Below are 23,115 nucleotides of genomic sequence, written 5' to 3'. Positions count from 1 at the left end.
CATGATGGATGCGACCGATCCGTTGCGCCGCACCGTGCTTGCGGTCGCCGCGCTCAATCTCGGCTATTTCGGCATCGAGTTCGCCGTCGCGACGTCGATCGGATCGGTGGCGCTGTTCGCCGACAGCGTCGACTTTCTCGAGGACGCCTCCGTCAACATCCTGATCGCGCTCGCGCTGCGGTGGAGCCCGGCGCAACGCGCGCAGCTCGGCAAGGTGCTGGCGCTGATCCTGCTCGCGCCTGCACTCGCCGGACTGTGGACCGCCGGCGAGAAGTTCTTCACGCCGAGCATACCCGCGCCGCTGCCGCTCACGATCACCGGCCTCGGCGCCCTGATCGTCAATCTCGGCTGCGCGCTGATCCTGGCCCGCGTCCGCCACCATCAGGGAAGCCTCACCAAGGCGGCCTTCCTGTCGGCGCGCAACGACGCCTTCGCCAACATCGCCATCATCGCCGCCGGCCTCGTGACCGCCTCTCTGTGGCGCGCGATCTGGCCGGACCTGATCGTCGGGGTCGGCATCGCCATCATGAATGCCGACGCCGCGCGCGAGGTGTGGGAGGCGGCCCATGAGGAACACAAGGCCGCGCAGGCGTAGGTCAACGTCCTGCGTTGGGAAAGAACAGCTGCTGGCCGTCGATCTTGTAGCTCGCGATCACCGCCTGGCCTTCCGCCGAGATCAGCCAGTCGACGAAAGCCTGGCCGGCCTCCTTCTTCACATGCGGATGCTTTTCCGGATTCACCAGCATGACGCCGTACTGGTTGAACAGATGGGTGTCGCCTTCGACCAGGATCGCGAGGTCCCCGCGGTTCTTGAACGAGATCCAGGTGCCGCGATCGCTCAGCACATAGGCGTTCATGGCATTGGCCGTGTTGAGGGCTGCGCCCATGCCCTGCCCGATCTCGCGATACCATGGCCCCTTCTGCGCGGCGATGTCGATGCCGGCCTGCTTCCATAGCGCAAGCTCGGCCTGATGCGTGCCGGAGCGGTCGCCACGCGAGACGAGCGGCGTGGCCTTGGCCGCGATCGCCTTCAGCGCAGCGAGAATGTCGTGCCCCTTGGCGCCGGCCGGATCGCCAGCAGGGCCGACCAGCACGAAATCATTGTACATCACGTCGTAGCGTTTGACGCCGAAGCCGTCGGCGAGGAATTGCTCCTCCTGCGCCTTGGCATGGACGAATACGACATCGGCGTCGCCGCGCCGGGCGGTGTCGAGCGCCTGTCCGGTGCCCTGCGCGACCACCTTCACGTCGATGCCGGTCTTGGCCTTGAACAGCGGCAGGATGTACCCGAACAGGCCGGAATCCTGCGTCGATGTTGTCGATGCCACGACGATCGAGTGCTGCTGTGCGCGGGCGGGAAACAGTCCCGTCATCAATGCCAGGACCGCGACGACGACGAGAGAGCCCGGTCGGAAGCGCGTCATGTTCATCTCCTGTCGCTGCTTGTGTTCACATCACGAGATCGCCGCGCAGGAAGGCTGCGGCTTCCTGTGTCTGCGGGCGGTCGAGAAAGTCGATGACGGGGCTGCGCTCGCAAATCCCGCCACGCACGAGGAAGACGACGTCGCTGGCAAGCCGCCGCACCTGGCCGAGATCGTGGGTGGTCATGACGATCTTGATCCCGCCCCGCGCCGCCATCAGCACGATGTCCTCGACCGCACGCGTGGCCGCGGGATCGAGGCTCGCGGTCGGCTCGTCCAGGAACATGATCTCGGGCTGCCGCGCCAGCGCGCGCGCCAGAGCCAGCCGCTGCTGCTCGCCGCCGGACAGCTTGCGGGCCGGCCGCTCGGCGAGGTCCGCGAGCCCGACGCGCGCGAGCAGATCGGGAATGCGGGAAGGCCGCTCGCGGCTGACGACGCGGGCCTGCGCCAGCGCATAGTCGACATTGGCCGCCACGCTCCGCCGCAGCATGACCGGCCGCTGGAACACGAACGCGCGGCGCTGCGGCCCGGCATCGGCGCGGCCGCCCCAGGTGATGCGGCCTGCGTCCGGACGATCGAGCCCCATGCACAGCCGCAACAGGCTGGTCTTGCCGGAGCCGTTCGGGCCAACGACCAGGGTCGGTGCGCCCGGCCCGATCGACAGGCTCACGCGATCGAGAATCGTGGTCGTTCCCGCACGGCGCGACACGCCGTCGAGAACCAGGGGAAGCTCGCTGACGGGACCACGCATCCGCTAGCCGATCTGCCGTTCGGACCAGGCACGCATGGCCCAGGCGGCCGCGTTCACCCCGACCACGATGACGAGAAGGACGAGGCCAAGACCGAGCGCGAGCGGCAGATTGCCTTTCGAGGTCTCGAGCGCGACCGCGGTGGTCATGGTGCGCGTGAAGCCATCGATGTTGCCGCCGACGATCATCACCGCGCCGACCTCGGCGGCCGCGCGGCCGAAGCCCGCCAGCAGTGCCGTGAGCAGGCTGAAGCGCGCATCCCACAGCAACGTGACGATACGACCGCGCGGTCCGACCGCCATTGCCGCCAGTTCGTCGCGGTACTCGACCCAGAGATCCTCGACCGTCTGGCGCGTCAGCGCGGCAATGATCGGAACGATCAGGACGGTCTGGGCGATGATCATCGCCGTCGGCGTGAACAGAATTCCCAATGCGCCGAGCGGGCCGGAACGCGACAGCAGCAGATAGACCGCGAGTCCGACGACCACCGGCGGCAATCCCATCATCGCGTTCAGCGCCACGACGACGGCGGACCTGCCCGGGAACCCGACCAGCGCAAGCCCCGCGCCGAGCGGCATGCCGATCAACGCCGACAGCGCTGCGGCAGAAAGGCTGACGGCGAGCGAGAGGCGGACGATCGCAAACAGCGTCGGATCACCCGTGACAAGCAGCTCCCAGGCGCTGGCATGCTCGGCCATTCATGTCCTCCTCGGGCGGCAATGATGCGAACGTCGAACCGGAGCCCGACGCCCTGTTCGGCAGAGATTCCGTTCGATGTCAAATGGTTGAACGCGATATTGACGACCGCCCTCGATTGATTGCAGATAAGTGGACCGGCCGCGAGAGCCGGGACGAACAACGGCGGCATGCCGGCATCGCGGGAGGACGGATTGCAGTTGATCTGGTTGAGACGCGCGGCGTGGGTCGCCGCGGCGCTGGTCACGACAGCCGCACACGCCGAGATTTCGGACAACGTCGTCAAGATCGGCGTGCTCAGCGACATGAACGGTCCGGCGTCGACGCCGACCGGACAGGGCTCGGTCACCGCGGCACAGATGGCGGTGGACGATTTCGGCGGCAGGGTTCTGGACAAGCCGATCAGCGTCATCGTCGGCGATCATCAGCTCAAGCCCGACATTGGCGCCGCGATCGCGCGGCGCTGGTATGACACCGAGCAGGTCGATCTCATCGTCGACGTGCCGGTCTCGGCCGTCGGCTTGGCGGTGCAGACCATCGCCACCGAGAAGAAGAAGCTGTTCATCACCCAGTCGACGGGTGCTGCCGATTTCCACGGCAAGTTCTGCTCGCCCTACGCCATGCAATGGGTGTTCGACACCCGCGCGCTGGCCACCGGCACGGCGAAGGAGGTCGTGAAGCGCGGCGGCGACAGCTGGTTCTTCATCACCGACGACTATGCCTTCGGCCATTCGCTGGAGCGCGATGCCGCCAGCGTCGTCACCGCCAATGGCGGCAAGGTAGTCGGCTCTGTCAGGCCGCCCTTCGCGACCCCCGATCTCTCCTCCTTCATCCTGCAGGCGCAAGCCTCCAAGGCCAAGATCATCGGCATCGCGGCCGGCCCGCCCAACAACATGAACGAGATCAAGACGGCGTCCGAGTTCGGCCTGCTCAAGGGCGGCCAGCAGATGGCGGCGCTGCTGGCGCTGATCACCGACATCCATTCGCTGGGGCTGCCGGCCGCGCAGGGTCTTCTGCTCACGACCTCGTTCTACTGGGACATGGACGACAAGACGCGGGAATGGTCGAAGCGCTATTTCGCCAAGATGAACCGGATGCCGACGATGTGGCAGGCCGGCGTCTACTCCGCCGTCACGCATTATCTCAACGCCATCAAGGCCGCCGGCAGCGACGATCCGCTTGCCGTGGCCGCGAAGATGCGGGAGACGCCGGTGGAGGATTTCTTCGCCCGCAACGGCAGGCTCCGCGCCGACAACCTGATGGTGCACGATCTCGTGCTGGCGCAGGTCAAGTCGCCGGAGGAGAGCAAATATCCGTGGGACTACTACAAGATCCTCGCGACCATCAAAGGCGAGGATGCGTTCGGCCCGCCTGATCCGGCGTGTCCGATGAAGTAGCCGAATGGCGAGCGGCGAGTGGCCAATGGAAGAAGGCGTGCCGCCCTTCCCTGTTGGCCACTCCATATTCGCTGCACGCCCTTGCTCACTTGGCGGCACCGATCTCCCTCAAATATCTCATCACGCCTGGGTGGATTAGCGCGAGATCGGGCGCCGCCGCCACGGTGTTGGCGGCCGTGGTCTCGCAGGCCTGCGCCAGCGTCCTGCATAGCGCAGCTTCCGCGCCATGCAGCGTCTTCGCCAGCCGGTAGGCGACGTCGTCGGGCAGGCTCTCGCGGACCAGGACGTAGCTCCAGGACCCGATCGAATTGATCGCCGCGTCCTGCCCGGAATAGCTGCCGGCGGGCACCGTCAGGGCTTTGAGGAAGCCGTGCTTCGCCCTCACCTGCGCGATCTCCTCCGCAGAAGGCGCGATGAAGCGGGCGCCGCCCGGTGCCTTGGCCATCGCCGCGAAACCGGGCCAGCCGACGCCGGCGCCCCACAGCGCCGCGGCGCGGCCGTCCAGCACCATGGCCGGACCGTCGCCGGCACGGTCGAGATAGATCGCCTTGAAGTCCTCATCCTGTTTCAGGCCGAGCCCGTCGAGCATGTAGCGCGACATGATCGGCAGGCCCGAGCCTTTCGCACCGAACACGACCGTCTGGCCGACGAGATCGCGGATGCTGCGGTAGGAGCTGTCGGCGCGCACCACGAACAGGCCCGGGCTGGAAAAAATCGCGGTCAGGATCTTCAGCGGCGTCTTCGGGCGGTCGATGCCCATGAAGGCCTGATAGGCCGGCTCGCCGGCGACGAGGCCGAGATCGAGCTCGCCTTGCTCCAGCAGCGGAATGTTCTCGTTGCTGCCCTTGGTGTTGCGCGGGACGATCACGAGCCCGGCATCGGCGGCATTCATGACCGTGGCGAAGGCATCGCCATAGAGCGGGAAGCCGCCGCCTGGCGTCGCTGTCCCGAGGCTGATCGTGAGCTTGCTGATGGCGCTCCCTCCCTGCTGCGCTGCGGCACTGCCGAACAGCAGCGCGACGGCAACGCCCAGCATCCGCAACGACTTCATGGGCCCGCCCTTCCGTGTCTGCGCGTCCGGCACGAGCTTGTATGCAAGCGTGCCGATCTATGGAAGCATGTCGCCAATGACAACGACAAGAGCTTCGGGAGGACCTGATGAAGTGGGCGCGTGCATTGCTGGCCGGCCTTGTGGCCGCGGCCTGCCTGGTGATACAGCCGGCCGCGGCGGCCTATCCGGACCATCCGATCCGCTGGCTGATCGGCTTCTCCCCGGGCGGCCCGGTCGACATCGTCGCCCGCATCATGGCGCAATGGCTGTCCGACCGCCTCGGTCAGCAGGTCGTCGTCGAGAACCGCACCGGCTCGGGCGGTAACATCGCGGCCGCCGCCATGATCAATTCGCCGCCCGACGGCTATACGCTGTTGTTCGTCGCGCCGAACAACGCGATCAGCACCTCGCTCTACAAGAAGCTGCCCTACGACTTCATCCGCGACACCGTGCCGGTCGCGAGCATCATGCAGCTCACCAACATGCTGGTGGTCAGCAACGATGTGCCGGCCAAGACGGTGAAGGAGTTCATCGACTACTGCCATGCCAATCCCGGCAAGATCGCCTTTGCCTCGTCGGGCAACGGCACATCGGTGCACATGGCAGCGGAATTGTTCAAGGCGATGACGAAGTGCGACATGCTGCACGTGCCCTATCGCGGCTCGGCGCTGGCCTTTCCCGACATCATTTCCAACAAGGTGCAGCTGATCTTCGACAATCTGCCGACCGCGCTGGAGCAGTCGCGCGGCGGCAGCGTGCGCGCGCTCGGCGTCACCTCGCCGCAGCGCTGGCCGACCGTGCCGGAGGTGCCCGCCATCGCCGACACCCTGCCGGGCTACGAATCGGTCGGCTTCTACGGCATCTCCGCGCCGAAGGGGACGCCGCCGGAGATCGTCGACCTGCTCAACAAGGCGGTCGGCGAAGCCCTGAAAGATCCCAAGCTGGTGGCGCGGCTGACCGAGACCGGCGGCATCCCGCGCGCGATGACCCCGGCCGAGTTCGGCAAGCTCGTCGCCGACGAGACCGAGAAATGGCGCAAGGTGGTGGAATTCGCCGGAGTCTCGGTGGATTAGCGCTGCGGCGGCGGAGCGGAGCCGCGACGACCCAGGCCCGGGAAAACGGACCGGCCCCGGCATTGCCGGATCGATGGCCAGGCTGTAAACGGAGCCCGCACCGTCGCCGGGTCGCTCACGCCGCGCCGGACAGGCCCGTCCCTGTCCGCCGCCGTCACGAGCCCCCTCGCGCCGCGGGGCCTGTAGCTCAATGGTTAGAGCCGGCCGCTCATAACGGTCTGGTTGCAGGTTCGAGTCCTGCCGGGCCCACCAGCTCATGAGACACTTGTACCTACGCGGTGGCACAGTCTTTCCCGTAACGCGCGCCTCGCCCTCGGTGTCGTCCCGGGCAAGTCCGGCGACGCGCAGCGTTGGCGGACGCTGACCCGGAACCCATACGCCGCGGCGGAATTGGCTGGCGGAATCGATCGACCATCATGCCCCGCGCGTCTCCCTGGGGTTATGGATCCCGGATCTGCGCGCGCCTGCCGCGCGCTTGTCTGGGACGACAGTGAGGATGTGGCTGCGGTCTTGGCCACCGAAACACGGCTACGGAGACACGCCACCTAGGCACGGCCACGGAGACATGACATCACGGTCCCGCGGCACATCGTGCCCGGGTGGTGCATCGATCATGTCCCTCTTGAATCACGAGAGGGCGCGGAGAAGGCCGGACCTCGGCTGAGGCCCGTGGCCCGCCTGCTCAAAAAAATGCAGGCGGCAGGTACCACAGGTACAGCCGGACAGACCCGGCCTTCCCCGCGCAACGGTTTTAACGGTGTCCTTCTTGCTCTCCCTGGGGATCGGCTTTCTTGCCCCCATCGCCCGCGCGAGCCGTCAAAGCATCACTCGCGAACTTGACCTCAGCGTCGAGAGGCCAGGACCACACGACTTCGCCGTACGTAACCACTGCGCTCGTCGGCACAGCCGTCACGTCCATCGCAGCCCACCTCCACGTTTCGTGACGACGCGTACGTCCCTCTGCACGAGGCGGGTTGGCGATAGATAAGCACGATTTCTGAAAAATAGAAAGAGAAATTTTTCGAGGCAAAGACTGCGCTCGCCGTTGCAATCGGCAACCCGGCCACGCTCCGAATTTTCAGTGTTCCGGCACCAGCATTCGCTTCCGCTCTAAGCTGCACTTCAGCGCATGTCGGTGCCAGTGCAGCTCCATTCCTACTTCGTCGCCTCGATCCAGATCCCCGGGGCGGAATGGGCGCGGATATGCTCGACCAGAAAGTCCGCGAACACCCTGATCTTGGCCGGCAGCCTGACGCGGTTCTGATAGGCGATGTTCATCGTCAGAAGCGGCAACTCCCAATCCAGCAGGATCGGCACCAGCTTGCCGGCAAGAATATCGCCCTGCACGATGTAGAGCGGCTGGATCAGTATCCCCAGGCCTGCGAGCGCAGCGCCGCGGATCACCTGGCCGTCGTTGCTGTCGAGGGTCGGTGCGATCCGAATCGTCTGGACCGCGTTGCCGCTGCGCAACGACAGGGAATAGGGATCGTTGGCGAGATTGTAGATCAGCATGTCGTGCCGTACCAGCTCGGCGGGCAGATTGGGGCGCCCGCGGCTGGCCAGATAGGACGGTGCGGCAGCCAGCACGCGCCGCATCTGGCCGATGCGGCGGACGACGATGCCGGAGTCGGGTTCGTGCTCACGGGTGCGAATCGCCACGTCGATCCCCGCCTCGATGAAATCAGGGTAGCGATTGGCGGCGATGATCTGCACGTTCAGTTTTGGATACATCGCGCGGAACGCCGGCAGCATCGGCGCGAGATAGATGGTCGCAAACGAGAGCGAGCTGGTGACGCGCAGCATCCCCTGCGGCGACAGCGCGCGGTCGCTCACCGCGTCCTCGGCTTCGGCCAGCTCGTTGAGCAGCGCGCTGCAGCGCTGGAGGAACTGCTGCCCGGCTTCGGTCAGCCAGAGCCGGCGCGTGTTACGCTCGATCAGGCGAACGGCCAGCCTCTCCTCCAGCGCGCTGAGGTGCCGGCTCGCGGCCGCGTTCGACATCCGCAAGGCGTCCGCCGCCTTCGACAGGCTGCCCATCTCGGCCGTCTTGGCGAACACCTCGAGTTGGAGCAACCGGTCCATTCTTACGCACAGCGGAAAAGAGAGTTACAATTTTTGACCTTTATTTCCGATCTGCGCAAGGCAAAATCGTCCCACAAAATGAAGACAGGCGAGGAAGCACGGGCATGTCGGGTCCGATCAGGCACATCGTGATGTGGCGGCTGCGGGCCGAGACGCCTGCAGAGCGCACCGCGGCCCGCCTCAAGGTCAAGACCCTGTTCGAGGGCTTGAGAGGCCGGATCGACGGCCTGACACGCATCGAGGTCGGCCTGGATGTCAGCAACGTCGACTATGCCTGCGATGTCGTCCTGTTCTCCGAATTCGCAAGCAGTGCCGCGCTGACCGCCTATGCGTCCCATCCCGAGCACCTTCGCGTGCGCGAGGAGCTTGGCGACATCAGGATCGGCCGCTTCCAGGTCGACTATCCCATCAACCCGGAGACCGGCACATGATGGGCTCGTTCACTTTCGAGACCTTGCCCTGCCGTGTGGTGTTCGGCAGCGGCACGCTGAGCGCGGCACGAGCCGAGATCGAACGGCTCGGCGGCAAGCGCGCGCTGGTGCTGACCACGCCACAGCAGGAGGCGGAGGGCGCCAAGCTCGGTGCCGCGCTGGGGCCACTCTATGCAGGCCTGTTCCCTGGCGCGACCATGCACACGCCGGTCGAGGTCACCGAGCGGGCGCGCGCCGCGATGACGGCATGCGACGCCGATTGCGTGGTCGCGCTGGGGGGCGGATCGACCACCGGCCTGGGCAAGGCATTGGCGTTGCGAACTGGCGTCAATCAACTTTGCATTCCGACAACCTATGCCGGCTCCGAGATGACGCCGATCCTCGGCCAGACCGAGAACGGGCTGAAGACCACTTTGCGCGACATCGCCGTCCTGCCGGAGACGGTGATCTACGACGTCGATCTGACCCTGACCCTGCCGGTCGGACTGACGGTTTCCTCCGGCATCAACGCGATCGCGCATGCCGCGGAGGCGCTGTATGCACGCGACGGCAATCCGGTGACATCGTTGATGGCGGAAGAAGGCATCCGCGCGCTGGCGCACGCCCTGCCCGCCATCGCCGCCACGCCCGATGACCGGGAGGCGCGGACCGAGGCGCTGTATGGGGCCTGGCTGTGCGGGGTGTGCCTCGGCACTGTCGGCATGGCGCTGCACCACAAGCTCTGCCATACGCTGGGCGGCACGTTCGATCTGCCACATGCCGAAACGCATACCATCGTGCTGCCGCATGCGCTCAACTACAACCGCGACGCGGCCCCCGCGGCGATGGCGCGCATCGCCCGCGCCGTCGGCGCAGATGACGCGGCACAGGGTCTTTATGATCTCGCCGGGCGGCTCAATGCCAAGCTCGCGCTGCGCGACATCGGCATGCCCGAGAGCGGCATCGACAAGGCGGCCGACCTTGCTGTGACCAACGCCTATTGGAATCCGCGGCCGCTGGCGCGCGACGCCATCCGCGACCTGATCGCGCGGGCCTGGGCCGGCGAACGCCCCATGCCGGCGTAAACGGACTCAAACATGCGCCGGGTTCGAATTCAGCAGGAGATGCCGGTGAGACGACCAACGGACGACGCTCATGTCACCTCCTGATAAACGCATCGCCTTCATCGGGATCGGCAAGATAGGCCTGCCGATCGCGGTGCGGCTCGCCAAGGCCGGCTATGCCGTCACGGCGTTCGACCGGAACGCCGCCCGGCTCGACGAGGCGCACGCCCAGGGCATCGCCGCCTCGTCGTCCGCCGTCGAAGCGGCACGCGACCACGCCGTGGTCATCTCGTCTTTGCCGGACGACAATGCGCTGCGCGCGGCCATGCTGGGCAGCAACGGACTGATCGAGGGCATGGCGCCGAACGCGATCCTGATCGAGACGAGCACCGTAGGCGTCGACGCGTCGAGCGCGGTCGCGACCGCGGCGAGCGCACGCGACGTCGCCTATCTGCGCACACCCATCTCCGGCAATGCCAGCATCGCCCATACCGGCGAGCTGACCTGCTTCGTGTCGGGCCCCCGTGACGCCTACGAGCGTATCACGCCGCTGCTGGCGAGTTTCACGCGCGCGCAGACTTATCTCGGCGCGGCGGAAGAAGCCCGCTACGCCAAGCTCGCCGTCAACCTGATGATTGCGACGACCGCGGCGATGATGGCCGAAAGCCTCGCGCTGGCGCGCAAGGGCGGCATCGCCTGGGCGGACATTCTGAAGGTGCTGCATGACAGCGCGATCGCCTCGCCGATGGTGAAGTACAAGACGGCGCCGCTCCTGGCGCGCGACTTTGCCCCGACCTTCTCCTGCGCGCAGATGGCCAAGGATCTCGATCTCATTCTCGGCGCCGGTCACGCCGTCGGCGTGCCGTTGCAGCTCGCGGCGCAGGTCCGCGAGACCTATGGCGCGCTGGTCGCGCAGGGCGACGCCGACACCGACTTCCTCGCCACCGTCCGGCACCTCGAGCGGCTGTCCGGTCTCGGCGAACCGTCATTCTGAGAGGAGACAGCGTCTTGCGGAACTTCGACGAGACCACGATCACGAACGCGGTGATCGAGCGCCTGGCGGGCACGAGCGATCCGCGGATCAAACAGGTGAGCGAGGCGCTGGTGCGCCATCTCCATGCCTTCGTGCGTGAAGTGCGTCCTAGCCAGAAGGAATGGGAGTACGGCATCGACTTCCTCACGCGCACGGGCCACATGTGCGACGACAAGCGCCAGGAATTCATCCTGCTGTCGGACACGCTCGGCGTCTCCATGCTGGTCGATGCCATCAATCATCCCGTGCCGGACGGCGCCACCGAGACCACCGTGCTCGGCCCCTTCTTCGTCCAGGCCGCGCCGGAAAAGCCGAATGGCGAAGACATCTCGGGGCCGATGAAAGGCGATCCGATGCTGGTGACCGGCTCGGTCGCGAGCGCGGACGGACGTCCGCTTGCGGGCGCCGTCGTGGACGTCTGGCACTCCGATGACGACGGCTACTATGACGTGCAGCGGCTCGAGCAGATCGGCGATCTCGCCATGCGCGCGCGATTCCGGACCGACGCCGACGGCCGCTTCCATTTCTGGTCGATCAAGCCCGCCGCCTATCCGATCCCGAATGACGGACCGGTCGGCGAGATGCTGGCGGCGCAGGGACGGCACCCGTGGCGGCCGGCGCATGTGCATTTCATGATCTCGGCGCCGGGCTTCGAGCGGCTCGTGACGCATGTCTTCGTCGCCGGAGACCAATATCTCGACTCCGATGTCGTGTTCGGCGTCAAGGACAGCCTGATCCGCGCCTTCGCGCGCTGCCCGCCGGGCCGTGCGCCAGATGGCCGCATGGTGACGGACGGATATTTTTATCTCAATTATGACTTCGGCCTAAAACAGCTTGCGCACGGCGCGGATCAGGCTTGAGCTGAGCTGGCGACAAGGACCGTAAAGAGTCCGGCATCGTCGAGAAAGACGGGAGGGATGATGGACGTGCGGGTCGGCACCGGCGCATTGGCCGAGCGGCTTTCGAACCTGGTCGGACCACGCGCGAGCATCGCGCGCGGCGTGCTGGATCAGCATGGCCAGAGCGAATCCTACTACCCCACGCTGCCGCCCGACATCGTCGTATTTCCCGAGACGACGCAGGAGGTCGTCCAGATCGTCCAGCTTTGCGCCGAGGCCGGCATGCCGATCGTCCCGTTCGGCGCCGGCACATCGCTCGAAGGCAATGCCGCTTGCGTCGCCGGAGGCGTCTGTCTCGACTTCGCCCGCATGAACAGGGTGCTGTCGGTGCACGATGCCGACATGGACGTCGTGGTGCAGCCCGGCATCACGCGCAAGCAGCTCAATGCAGAGCTGCGCGGGACCGGCCTGTTCTTTCCGATCGATCCCGGGGCCGACGCCTCGATCGGCGGCATGACCTCGACCCGCGCCTCGGGCACCATGGCCGTACGCTACGGCACCATGAAGGACAACGTGCTCGCCTTGGAGGTGGTGCTGGCCGACGGCCGAGTGATCCGCACCGCGAGGCGTGCGCGCAAATCCGCCGCCGGCTACGATCTGACGCGGCTGTTCGTCGGCTCGGAGGGGACGCTCGGCGTGATCACCGAGATCACGCTGAAGCTGCATCCCCTGCCGCAGGCGATCTCGGCCGCAACCTGCAGCTTCCCGACTTTGCACGACGCGGTCGACACCGCGATCGCGCTGATCCAGTCGGCCGTCCCCGCCGCCCGCATCGAGCTCGTCGATGACGTCATGATGCGCGGCATCAACGCCTATGCGAAGCTCGGCTATCGGGAAGCCCCGACCCTGTTCCTGGAATTTCACGGCTCGGAGGCGGCCGTCGCCGAGCAGGCGCAGACGGCCGAGGCGATCGCGATCGAGCATGGCGGCCGTGGTTTCGCCTGGGCGAAGGCGGCCGAGGACCGCAGCCGTCTCTGGCACGCCCGCGACAATACGCTCTACGCCGGCCTCGGCTTGCGGCCCGGCGCCCGCGCCGTCATCACCGATGTCTGCGTGCCGATCTCGCGGCTCGCCGAATGTCTGACCGAGACCCGCCGGGATGCCGATGCGCATGGCTTTATCGCGCCGATCGTCGGCCATGTCGGTGACGGCAATTTCCACATGCTGATCCTGATCGATCCAACTGATGAGCACGAGCTCGCCGGCGCCCAGGCGCTGCAGGCCCGCATGGTGGCGCGCGCGCTCGCGATGGACGGCACGTGCACCGGAGAGCACGGCATCGGGCTCGGCAAGATCGACTATCTCGAGCACGAGCTCGGCGAGGCCGTTGGTGTGATGCGTTCGATCAAGGCCGCGCTCGATCCTCACGGTCTGATGAACCCGGGGAAGATCTTTGCCGGCGGAGCGCGGCCATGAGCGCCGCACCGCCCACCGCAGCGTCATCGCCCGCACCGCTGCTGGAGCTGCGCGGCATCAGCAAGACGTTTCCCGGCGTCAAGGCGCTGGATGACGTCTCGTTTGCGATCTACCCGGGCGAAGTCCACATGCTGCTCGGCGAGAACGGCGCCGGCAAGTCCAGCCTGATGAAGATCCTGTGCGGCGCCACCAGCGCCGATGCAGGCGAATTCTACTTCAAGGGCGACAAGGTTGCGATCGCCTCGACGGCCGATGCGCAGAAGCTCGGCATCGCCGTGATCTTCCAGGAATTCTCGCTGGTGCCGTTTCTCGACATCGCGCAGAACATCTATCTCGGCCGCGAGCCGAAAGGCAGCTTCCCCGGCACCATCGACCGCCGCAGGATCCTGGCCGACGCCAAACGCGTGCTCGACAGCATCGGCTTCGACATCGACCCCTCCGTCATCGTCGACACGCTCGGCGTCGCGCAGCAGCAGATGGTCGAGATCGCCAAGGCGATCAGCCAGAATGCGCGGATCCTGGTGATGGATGAGCCGACGGCAGCGCTGTCCGATCGCGAAGCGGAGCTGCTGTTCGCGCTGATTGGCCGGCTGAAGGCGGATGGTGTCGCGATCGTCTACATCTCGCACCGCATGGCCGAAGTGTTCGCGCTCGGCGACCGCATCACCGTGCTGCGTGACGGCCGCCGCATCGACGATCTCCGCCCCGCCGACGTCACCCCCGACCAGCTGGTGCGCATGATGGTCGGCCGCAATATCGACATGACCTATCCGCGCCATTTCGCGGAAGCGCCGGGCGAACTGCTGCTGCAGGTCAAGGGACTGAGTTCGACGACCGGCATCTCCGACATCAACATCGAGGTGCGACGGGGCGAGATCGTCGGCCTATGCGGTCTCGTCGGATCCGGCCGCACCGAGGTGGCGCGCGCGATCTTCGGCGCCGATCCGGTCGCTGAGGGCGAGATCGTCTTCGACGGCAGGCCGATCTCGGGCGAGCCTGATATCGCCGCTCGTCGCGGCATCGCGCTGATCCCCGAGAGCCGCAAGAGCGAAGGTCTCGCGCTGCTGCGCTCGGTCGGCGACAATCTCGTCGTATCTGCACTGAAGAAGCTGTTTCCGAGCGGGCTCTACGATCCACGCGGCGCGCAGCGCACCGCAGACGGGCTGATCCGGCAACTGCGGATCGCAACGCCGACGGCGCGCCAGACGGTGGGCCTGCTGTCGGGCGGCAATCAGCAGAAGGTCGTGATCGGCAAGTGGCTGGCGGCCGGCGCGAAGCTGTTCATTTTCGACGAGCCGACGCGCGGCATCGACGTCGGCGCCAAGTCCGAGATCTTCGCGCTGATCGACCGGCTGGTCGCCGAGGGCGCCGCAGCCCTGATGATCTCGTCCGAGCAGATCGAGATCTGCCACGTCTGCGACCGCGCCTACGTCATGCGGGACGGGCGCATTGCCGGACACCTGTCACGCAGCGAGCTGACCGAGGAGAATATCGTGCGACTGGGGATGCATGATGAGTGACACTGCCGTCGTTTCGCCGATCCGTTCGCTGCAGCGTATCCCCGGGGTGGCGATCGTGCTGGTGCTGCTGATCGCGCTGTTCGGCGCGGTCGCGCCGGGCTTTCTCTCGGCCGCGAACCTCTCCAACGTGCTGGTGCAGTCGACGATCCTGACCATGCTCGCGCTGCCGATGACGCTGATCATCATGACCGAGGGGCTCGACCTCTCGATGGGTGCGGTGCTGACGCTGACCTCGCTGTGCGTCGCCATCGTCTCGCTCGCGACCAAATCAATGCTGCTGGGGTTTGGCGCCGCCGTCCTGGTCGGCGCGGCGTTCGGCACCGTCAATGGCTGGCTGGTCGCGATCGTCGGGATTCCGCCGTTCGTGGCCACCCTCGCCACCCTCGGCATGGCGCAGGGCCTGTCCTTGATCGTGAGCGACGGCCAGAGCGTGGTCGGCATTCCCCACAGCGTGCGCGACATCTACTCGGCCAATCTGCTCGGCATCCCCGTGCCCGTCATCATGGGGCTTGCAACCTACGGCGTGTTTCACGGCCTGCTCTACCACACGCGGTTCGGCACCTACATCTTCGCGCTCGGCGGCAATCGCGAGGCGCTCAGATATGCCGGCCTGTCGCCCACCCGGCTGCTCATCGCGGTCTACGCGATCGGCGGCACGATGGCCGGCATCGCCGGCCTGCTGATGACGGCCCGGATGAATTCGGGGCACCCCACTGCAGGGCTCGGGCTTGAGTTCGACGCCATCGCGGCGGTGGCGGTCGGTGGCACCTCGTTCGAGCGCGGCAATGGCTGGCTGCTCGGCACCGTGCTCGGCGTCATCGCGGTGGGCGTGCTGCGCAACGGGCTCAATCTGGTGTCGTTGCCCTCCTCCGTGCAGGTCGCGAGCGTCGGTGCGCTCGTCATCGTCGCGATGTTCCTCGACGGCCTGCGGAGCCGGTCATGACCGACATCACCAAAGAGAGCGTGTTGCCGCCGCGGTCGTTGCTGTCGCAGAGCACGGCACAAGTGTTCTACCGGCTGCTCGCTGCGCTCTTGATCTGCGCCGCACTGGCCGTGCTGAGCGACTCCTTCCTCAGCCTCGGCAACATCCTCAACGTGCTCCGGCAGGCGAGCCTGACCTTCTTCATCGCCTCTGGCCTGACTCTGGTCGTGCTGACCGCAGGCCTCGATCTGTCGGTCGGCGCCAACGTCGCGCTGTCGGCCTGCCTTGCCGGCACCGTGATCCATCAGACCGGCTCGCCCACGCTCGGAATCGTCACCGGGCTGCTCGCGGGAGGCACCGTCGGATTTCTGAACGGGTTCATGGTCACGGCGCTCCGTATCCCGTCCTTCATCGCCACCTACGGCATGCTGTGGGTGCTGAACGGCGTCACCTACTGGTACATGGCTGGAGAGACCATCCACGGCTTCCCGGCCGGCTTCCGCCAGATCGGCAGCGGCTATTTCCTGGGGCTGCCGATCCCGGTCTATCTGCTGCTGGTGTTTCTCGCGATCGGCACGCTGTTCGCGCAACGCACCACATGGGGCCAGGAGATCTACGCCATCGGCGCCAATCCGGTCGCAGCGCGACTCTCGGGCATTCCGGTCGCGCGCCGGCTATTGCTCGTGTACACCGTCTCCGGCACCATGGCCGGGCTCGCATCCATCATCTTCTTGTCACGGCTCAATTCCGCCGAGGCCGACATCGGCGAGAGCCTGACGCTGCCTGCCATTGCCGCCGTCCTGATCGGCGGCACCTCGCTGTTCGGCGGCGTCGGCACCGTCTTCGGCACCTTCATCGGCGCCTTGATTCTCACGCTCGTGCTGAACGGCATGAACCTGCTCTCGATCAGCGCGAACTGGCAGCCGCTCGTCACCGGCATCATCGTGATCATCGCCGTCTGGCTCGACATGAAGACGCGGCGCCCGACGCAATGAACTTGTACGACAACCAAGAAAACCAGGGATGGAAACCAAATGGAACACCGGATATCGCGCTGCCTCGCTTTGTCAATTCTGATCGCGGCCGTCACGACGCAGGCCCGCGCCGACGGCGAAACCATCGCCGTCTTCACCAAGAACCAGACCAACCCGTTCTTCCAGACGGTGCGGGTCGGCGCCGACAACATGGCGAAGGTGCTGAACGCCAAGGTTCTCCACTACATCCCGACCAAGCCGGACTCGATCCCCGAGCAGCTCAGCCAGATCGAGGACGTCGTGGTGAAGAAGCCGAGCGCCATCGTCTTCACGCCAGTCGACTACAAGGCGATGGTGCCCGGAGTCGAGAAGATCAATGACGCCAAGATTCCCGTCGTCAACATCACCGACCGTTCGGCCGGCGGCAAGTTCGTCTCGTTCGTCGGGGCCGACGACTACAGCCTCGGCCTGGAGACGGGCCGGTTCCTGCTCAAGACGCTCGGCGGCAAGGGCAACGTCGTGATCATTGAAGGCGTCAAGGGCTCGCTGACCAATGTCGATCGCGTGCGCGGGTTCAATGACGCCCTCAAGGAAAATCCCGGAGCAAAGCTCCTGGCCTCGCAGCCCGGGAACTATCAGCGCCTGCAGGCCCTGCAGGTGATGGAAAACCTGATGCAGTCCAATGCGCAGATCGACGGCGTGCTCGCCGCCAACGACGCCATGGCCGTCGGCGCCATCGAGGCGCTGGACGGCGCCAACCGCAAGGCCCAGGTGATCGGGATCAACGGCACCAAGGAAGCCATCGACGCGATCAAATCGGGAAAACTGCTCGCCAGCGGCGACTATAACGGCTTCGCCCAGGGCTGCCTCGGCACCATGATGGTCGTCCGCTCGCTTCGTGGCCAGCCGGTGATCAGCGAGATCGTGCTGAAGCCGACCGTCATCACCAAGGAGAACTATCAGCCGTTCGACATACCGCTGGAACAGCGGACGTGTCCGACCTTCGAAGACGCCAGCAAGCTCGGCGCGAAATAGCGGACCGATCTTCTCGTCAGCCTCCGGGCCGGCTGCCAGCTGGGAGCCGGCCCCTCGTCAATCACGGAGAGACCAATGCTTTTCGCCATCCACGCCCTCGATCGGTCCGATGCGCTGCCGGTCCGACTTGCCAACTATGACGCGCACAAGGCTTATCTCGGCGACAGCTCTCGCCTCGCGGTCACGATCGTGATGTCCGGCCCGCTCGTCTCCGACGATGGTTCGAAGATGATCGGAAGCCTGTTCCTGGTCGAAGCCCCCGGTCGTGCCGAGGTCGAAGCGTTCAATCGCGCCGACCCCTTTGCCGCAGCAGGCATCTGGGAAAAGGTTACGATCACCGGGTTCTTGCGACGCCAAGGGTGATGGTGGGGAAGTTGGTAGTTGGGGTCCGCTACGTCGCGATACCCACCATCGCAGAGCCCCAGTTCGAGGTGGCGGCCTGAGCGGACGGAGCGGTCGGCCAATCCATCGGCAGAATCGGAACCGAAACGCCAGCGACAGACGTTGTTGCGGATCGGTGGAGCGTGTCAGTCAAGCCGCATTGGAGAATAACATCTTTCGGCCGCCGGCCATGGATGCCTACGGTCCCACCCCACGCACGAGCCGATAGACGGCAGGTTGGACGCGAACGCGGCCGAGCCGCTCCAAAGGACTTCAGACAGTATTCTCCCGTCCGCGGTCAGATCTCCACCTGTCCGCCGAGCTCGATCACGCGGTTCGGAGGGATGCGGAAGAATTCGGTGGCCGCCATGGCGTTGCGGTGCATGATTTCGAACAGGTGGGCCTGAACGGCGGCGAGGCGCGATCGCCGCTCGGCCACGATCTTGACCCGTCCGACGAAGAACGACGTCTCCATCATGTTGAACGTCAGCCCGCGCTCGCGGCATTGATCGAGAGCTTCAGGGATATCCGGCTGCTCCATGAAGCCATAGCGCAGCGTCATGGTGTGGAAATTGCTCCCGAGATGCTCGACCTCGATGCGCTGATCGGGCGCGACGCGCGGCGTGCTCGCGGTGACGACGTGCAGGAGCACGATGCGATCGTGCAGCACCTTGTTGTGCTTCAGATTGTGGAGCAGCGGCACGGGGACGACATCGAGCCGGCTGGTCATGTAGACCGCGGTGCCGGACACCCGCGCCTTGGCGCCGACCTGGGCGATGAAGATCGCGAGCGGCAGCGTGTCGCGCTCGAGCTTCCTGAGCAGCAGATCCCGGCCCTGCCGCCATGTCATCATGAGGAAGAAGATGATCGCGGCGACGACGAGGGGAAACCAGCCTCCTTCCAGCACCTTCATCAGATTGGCGCTGACGAAGCTCAGATCCACCAGGACAAAGAGACCGGCAATGAGCAGACTGGCTGCGAAGCTCCATTTCCAGATCTCGCGCATGGTCAGAAACATCAGAATCGAGGTCAGCAGCATGGTCAGCGACACCGCGATGCCGAAGGCCGCCGCGAGATTGTCCGACGACTTGAAGCCGAACGCCAGCCCGAGCGTCAACGCCATCAGCGTCCAATTGACGAAGCCGATATAGATTTGGCCATAGCCGGTGGCCGATGTCTGCGCGATATGAAGACGCGGGCACAGCCCGAGCTGGATCGCCTGCCGCGTCATCGAGAACGCGCCGCTGATGATGGCCTGGCTGGCGATGATGGTGGCGACCGTCGCCAGCGCGACAAGCGGCAGTTGCAGCGCGGCCGGGCACAGCGCGAAGAAGGGATTGGCCTCCTGGCCAAGCGCACCGTCAACCACGACAGCGGTCTGGCCAGCGTAATTGAGGATCAGGCACGGCAGCACGAGTCCGTACCAGGCGAACCGGATCGGACGGGCGCCGAAATGTCCCATGTCCGCGTAGAGCGCCTCGGCGCCGGTGGCGCACAGGAAGACGGCGCCCAGTACGAGGAAGCCTGTCATCCCATGGCCGAAGAGATAGACGAGACCGTAACGCGGATCGAGCGCCGCCAACACGGTTGGATGACGCAGGATACCGGACAAGCCAAGGGCGCCGATGATGACGAACCAGACGATCATCACCGGGCCGAACAGTCTGCCGATGCGGTCCGTGCCTTGGGCCTGCAACACGAACAGACCCACCAGGATGATCGCGGAGAGCATCACGATGTAAGGCGTGATCTGAGGCAGTGGCGTCTTGAGCCCTTCGAGTGCGCTCAGCACCGAGATGGCCGGGGTGATGGCGCCATCACCGTAGAGCAAGGCGGCGCCAATCAATCCGATCGCGATCACTCCGAGCCGCTCGCCGTGCTTGATCCCGAGCAGCGACATCAGGGCCAGGATACCACCTTCGCCATCATTATCGGCGCGCATCACGACGGCGACGTATTTGATCGAGGTGGTGATCAGCAGCGTCCAGACGATCAGCGACAGCATGCCGAGCGCGGCGTCAGCATCGGCGCCGCCGGCCCACTCCAGGGCCGTCTTCATCGTATAGAGCGGGCTGGTGCCGATGTCGCCGTAGACGACGCCCAGCGCTCCCAGCATCAGGGGACCGAGCCCCCCGCCGGACAGGCCAGGCGGGGCGTGGACCGCGCTCGGCTCTTCGGTGTCAGCATTTGCCATCATTTTGCGCCGGGTTCGATGGATCGGGGCCGCAAGGAGCGGATCATGCTTGCGACAGATTACGGTTCAAAGTGTTTCTTTTGAGTATTGGACCTGCCTCGAATGACGGGCGGCGCGGGGCGGTAACTCTGCCCGACGTTCTTGCGCGCGTGCTCTTTCCTCCGAGACGTCGCGCGACTGCCCCGACGGCGGGGGATCCCGTGCCAGGCGTCACGAACCTGATGATAGTGCAGTTCGGGCAGATAATCCGGCGTGTTCAGGCCGAGGGTATGGACGTCGAGGCGGCCGACGGCGCTGAGCAGCGTGTAGGACGCGATCACGCGGTCGCGCAGTGCCGCGATCGGCCGTTTCGACGTTGATGTAGCTCAATCGAAGACGACCGCGCCCGCGATACCGGTATTCGCAGGGAAGGTATCGGGAGTTCGTCATGGAGCCGTTCTTCGCCTCTGCTTTCGACGTCGCTGCGATGACGGCCATATCCGCCGATGCACCGTGATGGCGCACAAGGACGATTGGACCCACGCCTTCCCGCTGCTTCGACAGCTGCCGCACGACCTTTTCGTCCAGCTGCGCGATACCAGCCTGATCGTCGAGCTTCCTGAAGGCAGCCGCATCTTCGGTCCCGGTCAGGCGCCGGAGTCCTTTCTGCTGCTGCTGGACGGGACGATTCGCGTGCAGCAGACGTCCGAGTCCGGCCGTGAGATCGTGCTCTACCGCGTCCAGGCCGGCGAAAGCTGCGCCCTCACCACCGCCTGCCTGATGGGCTACGAGGAATACCAGGCCGAGGGCATCGCGGAGACGCGAATACGCGCCGTGGCGATCCCCCGCACGATGTTCGACACGCTGATCGCGAGCTCACGCGAATTTCGCCAGTTCGTCTTCACAGCGTTCAGCCGCCGGGTCACGAACCTCTTCCGCATCATCGAGGAGGTCGCCTTTCAGCGGATCGACGTGAGACTGGCGCAGAAGCTTCTCGAGCTCGCCGGACCGAAGCAGCACATCGCCGCGACGCACCAGGACCTCGCCAACGAGCTCGGCAGCGCGCGGGAGGTGATCAGCCGTCAGCTCAACGAATTCGCGCGGCGCGGCTGGCTGCGAGTGACTCGCGGGGCGGTCGAGATCACCGACGGGCCGGCGCTCTCGCAGCTTGCGCAGCATGGCTAGAAAGCACCTGGCTTGGTGACTTAGTTACATACCGTCCCGGCACCGCATTCTATGGTCTCATCATCACAAGGCAAAGGAAGCGCGAGATGACACAGAACGTTGGCAAGATCGATCGGCTGATCCGGATCATCGTGGGACTGGCCATCCTGAGCCTCACCATCATCGGCCCGCAGACGCTGTGGGGTCTGCTGGGTCTGATTCCGCTCGGTACGGCGCTGATCGGCTGGTGCCCGCCCTACGCGATCCTCGGCATCAACACCTGCGGAACCAGGTCCGGCGCAACGTCCTAGATCGGCCAGGACGACAGACAACGCCTGGGCGACGGTGCCGCCCGGCAAGCTTCATCGTGGAGCAGCAGCCATGTCCCATCCCATCGATCCGCGCGTGCAGCCCAAGGTCGCGGGTTTCTTCGATCCGGAAACCAGCACGATCAGTTACGTCGTGAAGGACCCGTCGTCCGCGGCCTGCGCGATCATCGATCCCGTCCTCGACATCGACTACGCGGCCGGCCGTATCAGCACGCGGTCGGCCGACATGCTGATCGACTATGTGAAGCTGAACGGTCTGCAGCCCGAATGGCTGATCGAGACGCACGCGCACGCCGATCATCTGTCCGCCGCGCCCTACATCCAGGGCAGGATCGGCGGCAAGGTCGGCATCGGCGAGCATATCCTGACCGTGCAGGAGACCTTCGGCAAAGTCTTCAACGAGGGCACCGAGTTTCGCCGCGACGGCAGCCAGTTCGACCGCCTGTTCAAGGACGGGGACACCTACCGCATCGGCGCGATGACGGCGTTCGTGATGCACACGCCGGGGCACACGCCCGCCTGCACCACCCATGTCATGGGCGATGCGGCCTTCGTCGGCGACACCCTGTTCATGCCGGATGGCGGCACTGCGCGGGCCGATTTCCCCGGCGGCAATGCGCGCACGCTGTTTCGCTCGATCCGTAAGATCCTCGAAACGCTGCCGCACGAGACCCGGCTGTTCATGTGTCACGACTACAGCCCGAACGGCCGCGCCGTGCGCTGGGAAACGACCGTGGGCGAGGAACGACTGCACAATATCCATGCGCGGGACGGAATGACCGAGGACGAGTTCGTCGCGCTCCGCGAGGCCCGCGACAAGACACTGGGCATGCCCCGCCTGATCATTCCCTCGCTGCAGGTCAACATTCGGGCCGGGCATCTCCCGCCTGCGGACGAGACCGGCAAGACCTTCCTGAAGGTCCCGATCAACGTGCTCTGACAACAAATCATGTACAAGCGCCACCACTCGCTGCGCCACTGCAGCGTCACGAAGATGTCAGTTGCCAAACACGGCGGGTTTGCGCGACCAGTTCCGACTGGAGCTGATGATCCCCGATGAGGCGTCCCGTTCTCACGATGCATGCGATGATGCGCCGCTTGGCAGCGGCGATGATCGCGATCGTCATGGGCCTGGCTCCTCTTCTCGGTGCATTCGAGTCGGCTGCGGCCGCGACGGCCGGTAAAGCCGATGCGACGCGTCAGTGGTCTCGCACCGGGACGGACGCGCCAAAGCCGTGCAAGAAGGCGGTGCTTCCAGGCACCATCAACATCTGCCCGTTTGCCGGAGCGGGTGTTACGGCCATTCCGACGAGCGACGGTGCGACTGCG

General features: G+C 65.7%; 23 protein-coding genes, 1 tRNA gene and 1 pseudogene. 17 read left to right on the top strand and 8 right to left on the bottom strand.

Features of this window, described 5'->3' with window-relative positions:
* The first annotated feature begins 4 nt into the window (after window positions 1-4).
* Complete coding sequence (locus LQG66_RS31870; RefSeq protein WP_231328032.1) at window positions 5-595, top strand: cation efflux transmembrane domain-containing protein; 591 nt, start codon at window positions 5-7, stop codon at window positions 593-595.
* Between the two features lies 1 nt (window position 596).
* Here LQG66_RS31870 and LQG66_RS31865 read toward each other — a convergent pair whose 3' ends face one another.
* From LQG66_RS31865 to LQG66_RS31855, 3 genes are all read right to left on the bottom strand, one after another.
* Window positions 597-1,373, bottom strand: a complete 777-nt coding sequence (locus LQG66_RS31865) for an ABC transporter substrate-binding protein (protein ID WP_231328031.1) — start codon at window positions 1,371-1,373, stop codon at window positions 597-599.
* 76 nt (window positions 1,374-1,449) lie between these two features.
* Window positions 1,450-2,172, bottom strand: a complete 723-nt coding sequence (locus LQG66_RS31860) for an ABC transporter ATP-binding protein (protein ID WP_231319768.1) — start codon at window positions 2,170-2,172, stop codon at window positions 1,450-1,452.
* 3 nt (window positions 2,173-2,175) lie between these two features.
* The gene (locus LQG66_RS31855; protein ID WP_231319767.1) at window positions 2,176-2,868 is read right to left on the bottom strand and encodes an ABC transporter permease; all 693 of its coding nucleotides are present in this window, start codon (window positions 2,866-2,868) and stop codon (window positions 2,176-2,178) included.
* Window positions 2,869-3,060: 192 nt separating this feature from the next.
* Between LQG66_RS31855 and LQG66_RS31850 the strand changes: the two genes are divergently transcribed.
* On the top strand, window positions 3,061-4,263 hold the full coding sequence (locus LQG66_RS31850; protein WP_231319766.1) for an ABC transporter substrate-binding protein: 1,203 nt from the start codon (window positions 3,061-3,063) through the stop codon (window positions 4,261-4,263).
* A gap of 85 nt (window positions 4,264-4,348) precedes the next feature.
* On the opposite strand, the gene LQG66_RS31845 is transcribed toward LQG66_RS31850, so the two are convergent.
* Window positions 4,349-5,314: a TAXI family TRAP transporter solute-binding subunit gene (locus LQG66_RS31845; protein WP_231319765.1), complete on the bottom strand. Its 966-nt coding sequence runs from the start codon at window positions 5,312-5,314 to the stop codon at window positions 4,349-4,351.
* 107 nt (window positions 5,315-5,421) lie between these two features.
* On the opposite strand from LQG66_RS31845, the gene LQG66_RS31840 reads away from it, so the two are divergent.
* Entirely contained in the window at window positions 5,422-6,387 is a 966-nt protein-coding gene (locus tag LQG66_RS31840) for a Bug family tripartite tricarboxylate transporter substrate binding protein (RefSeq protein ID WP_231319764.1), read from the top strand.
* A gap of 176 nt (window positions 6,388-6,563) precedes the next feature.
* Window positions 6,564-6,639 (top strand) — tRNA-Ile (locus tag LQG66_RS31835).
* Window positions 6,640-7,542: 903 nt separating this feature from the next.
* Here the strand turns inward: LQG66_RS31835 and LQG66_RS31830 are convergent.
* On the bottom strand, window positions 7,543-8,466 hold the full coding sequence (locus LQG66_RS31830; protein WP_231319763.1) for a LysR family transcriptional regulator: 924 nt from the start codon (window positions 8,464-8,466) through the stop codon (window positions 7,543-7,545).
* Window positions 8,467-8,570: 104 nt separating this feature from the next.
* Between LQG66_RS31830 and LQG66_RS31825 the strand changes: the two genes are divergently transcribed.
* From LQG66_RS31825 to LQG66_RS31780, 10 genes are all read left to right on the top strand, one after another.
* Window positions 8,571-8,897 (top strand): Dabb family protein, encoded by a 327-nt coding sequence (locus tag LQG66_RS31825; protein ID WP_231319762.1) that lies wholly within the window; start codon window positions 8,571-8,573, stop codon window positions 8,895-8,897.
* Entirely contained in the window at window positions 8,894-9,961 is a 1,068-nt protein-coding gene (locus LQG66_RS31820; RefSeq protein ID WP_231319761.1) for a maleylacetate reductase, read from the top strand. Before LQG66_RS31825 ends, LQG66_RS31820 begins: the two co-directional genes overlap by 4 nt.
* Window positions 9,962-10,031: 70 nt before the next feature.
* Window positions 10,032-10,934, top strand: a complete 903-nt coding sequence (locus tag LQG66_RS31815; protein ID WP_231319760.1) for an NAD(P)-dependent oxidoreductase — start codon at window positions 10,032-10,034, stop codon at window positions 10,932-10,934.
* Between the two features lie 14 nt (window positions 10,935-10,948).
* Window positions 10,949-11,833 (top strand): intradiol ring-cleavage dioxygenase, encoded by an 885-nt coding sequence (locus LQG66_RS31810; protein ID WP_231319759.1) that lies wholly within the window; start codon window positions 10,949-10,951, stop codon window positions 11,831-11,833.
* Between the two features lie 60 nt (window positions 11,834-11,893).
* On the top strand, window positions 11,894-13,288 hold the full coding sequence (locus LQG66_RS31805) for an FAD-linked oxidase C-terminal domain-containing protein (protein WP_231319758.1): 1,395 nt from the start codon (window positions 11,894-11,896) through the stop codon (window positions 13,286-13,288).
* Window positions 13,285-14,808 (top strand): sugar ABC transporter ATP-binding protein, encoded by a 1,524-nt coding sequence (locus tag LQG66_RS31800; protein ID WP_231319757.1) that lies wholly within the window; start codon window positions 13,285-13,287, stop codon window positions 14,806-14,808. The genes LQG66_RS31805 and LQG66_RS31800 overlap by 4 nt, the downstream gene beginning before the upstream one ends.
* Window positions 14,801-15,751 (top strand): ABC transporter permease, encoded by a 951-nt coding sequence (locus LQG66_RS31795; RefSeq protein ID WP_231319756.1) that lies wholly within the window; start codon window positions 14,801-14,803, stop codon window positions 15,749-15,751. The genes LQG66_RS31800 and LQG66_RS31795 overlap by 8 nt, the downstream gene beginning before the upstream one ends.
* Window positions 15,748-16,725, top strand: coding sequence for an ABC transporter permease (locus tag LQG66_RS31790; RefSeq protein WP_231319755.1), 978 nt, complete (start codon window positions 15,748-15,750; stop codon window positions 16,723-16,725). The genes LQG66_RS31795 and LQG66_RS31790 overlap by 4 nt, the downstream gene beginning before the upstream one ends.
* Window positions 16,726-16,764: 39 nt before the next feature.
* A complete protein-coding gene (locus LQG66_RS31785; RefSeq protein WP_231319754.1) occupies window positions 16,765-17,739 on the top strand; it encodes a sugar ABC transporter substrate-binding protein in 975 nt (324 codons plus the stop codon).
* Between the two features lie 75 nt (window positions 17,740-17,814).
* Window positions 17,815-18,102: a YciI family protein gene (locus LQG66_RS31780; protein ID WP_231319753.1), complete on the top strand. Its 288-nt coding sequence runs from the start codon at window positions 17,815-17,817 to the stop codon at window positions 18,100-18,102.
* Window positions 18,103-18,418: 316 nt separating this feature from the next.
* Here LQG66_RS31780 and LQG66_RS31775 read toward each other — a convergent pair whose 3' ends face one another.
* Window positions 18,419-20,317, bottom strand: coding sequence for a potassium transporter Kup (locus tag LQG66_RS31775; RefSeq protein ID WP_425601263.1), 1,899 nt, complete (start codon window positions 20,315-20,317; stop codon window positions 18,419-18,421).
* 191 nt (window positions 20,318-20,508) lie between these two features.
* Window positions 20,509-20,661 (bottom strand): annotated as a pseudogene (locus tag LQG66_RS31770) (TolC family outer membrane protein); the annotation flags it as partial.
* A 148-nt stretch (window positions 20,662-20,809) separates the two neighbouring features.
* Between LQG66_RS31770 and LQG66_RS31765 the strand changes: the two are divergent.
* From LQG66_RS31765 to LQG66_RS31755, 3 genes are all read left to right on the top strand, one after another.
* Entirely contained in the window at window positions 20,810-21,478 is a 669-nt protein-coding gene (locus LQG66_RS31765; protein WP_231319752.1) for a Crp/Fnr family transcriptional regulator, read from the top strand.
* 86 nt (window positions 21,479-21,564) lie between these two features.
* Window positions 21,565-21,768: a YgaP family membrane protein gene (locus LQG66_RS31760; protein WP_231319751.1), complete on the top strand. Its 204-nt coding sequence runs from the start codon at window positions 21,565-21,567 to the stop codon at window positions 21,766-21,768.
* 70 nt (window positions 21,769-21,838) lie between these two features.
* Window positions 21,839-22,726 carry an MBL fold metallo-hydrolase gene (locus tag LQG66_RS31755; protein ID WP_231319750.1) on the top strand — a complete coding sequence of 296 codons (888 nt, stop codon included), beginning with the start codon at window positions 21,839-21,841 and terminating at the stop codon, window positions 22,724-22,726.
* A gap of 46 nt (window positions 22,727-22,772) precedes the next feature.
* On the opposite strand, the gene LQG66_RS31750 is transcribed toward LQG66_RS31755, so the two are convergent.
* A complete protein-coding gene (locus LQG66_RS31750; RefSeq protein WP_231319749.1) occupies window positions 22,773-22,913 on the bottom strand; it encodes a hypothetical protein in 141 nt (46 codons plus the stop codon).
* Window positions 22,914-23,115 lie beyond the last annotated feature (202 nt).

This window comes from Bradyrhizobium ontarionense (assembly GCF_021088345.1).
Lineage (GTDB): Bacteria > Pseudomonadota > Alphaproteobacteria > Rhizobiales > Xanthobacteraceae > Bradyrhizobium > Bradyrhizobium ontarionense.
The sequence above is the reverse complement of the archived record's forward strand: the minus strand, read 5'-3'. Positions and strand labels throughout refer to the sequence as shown.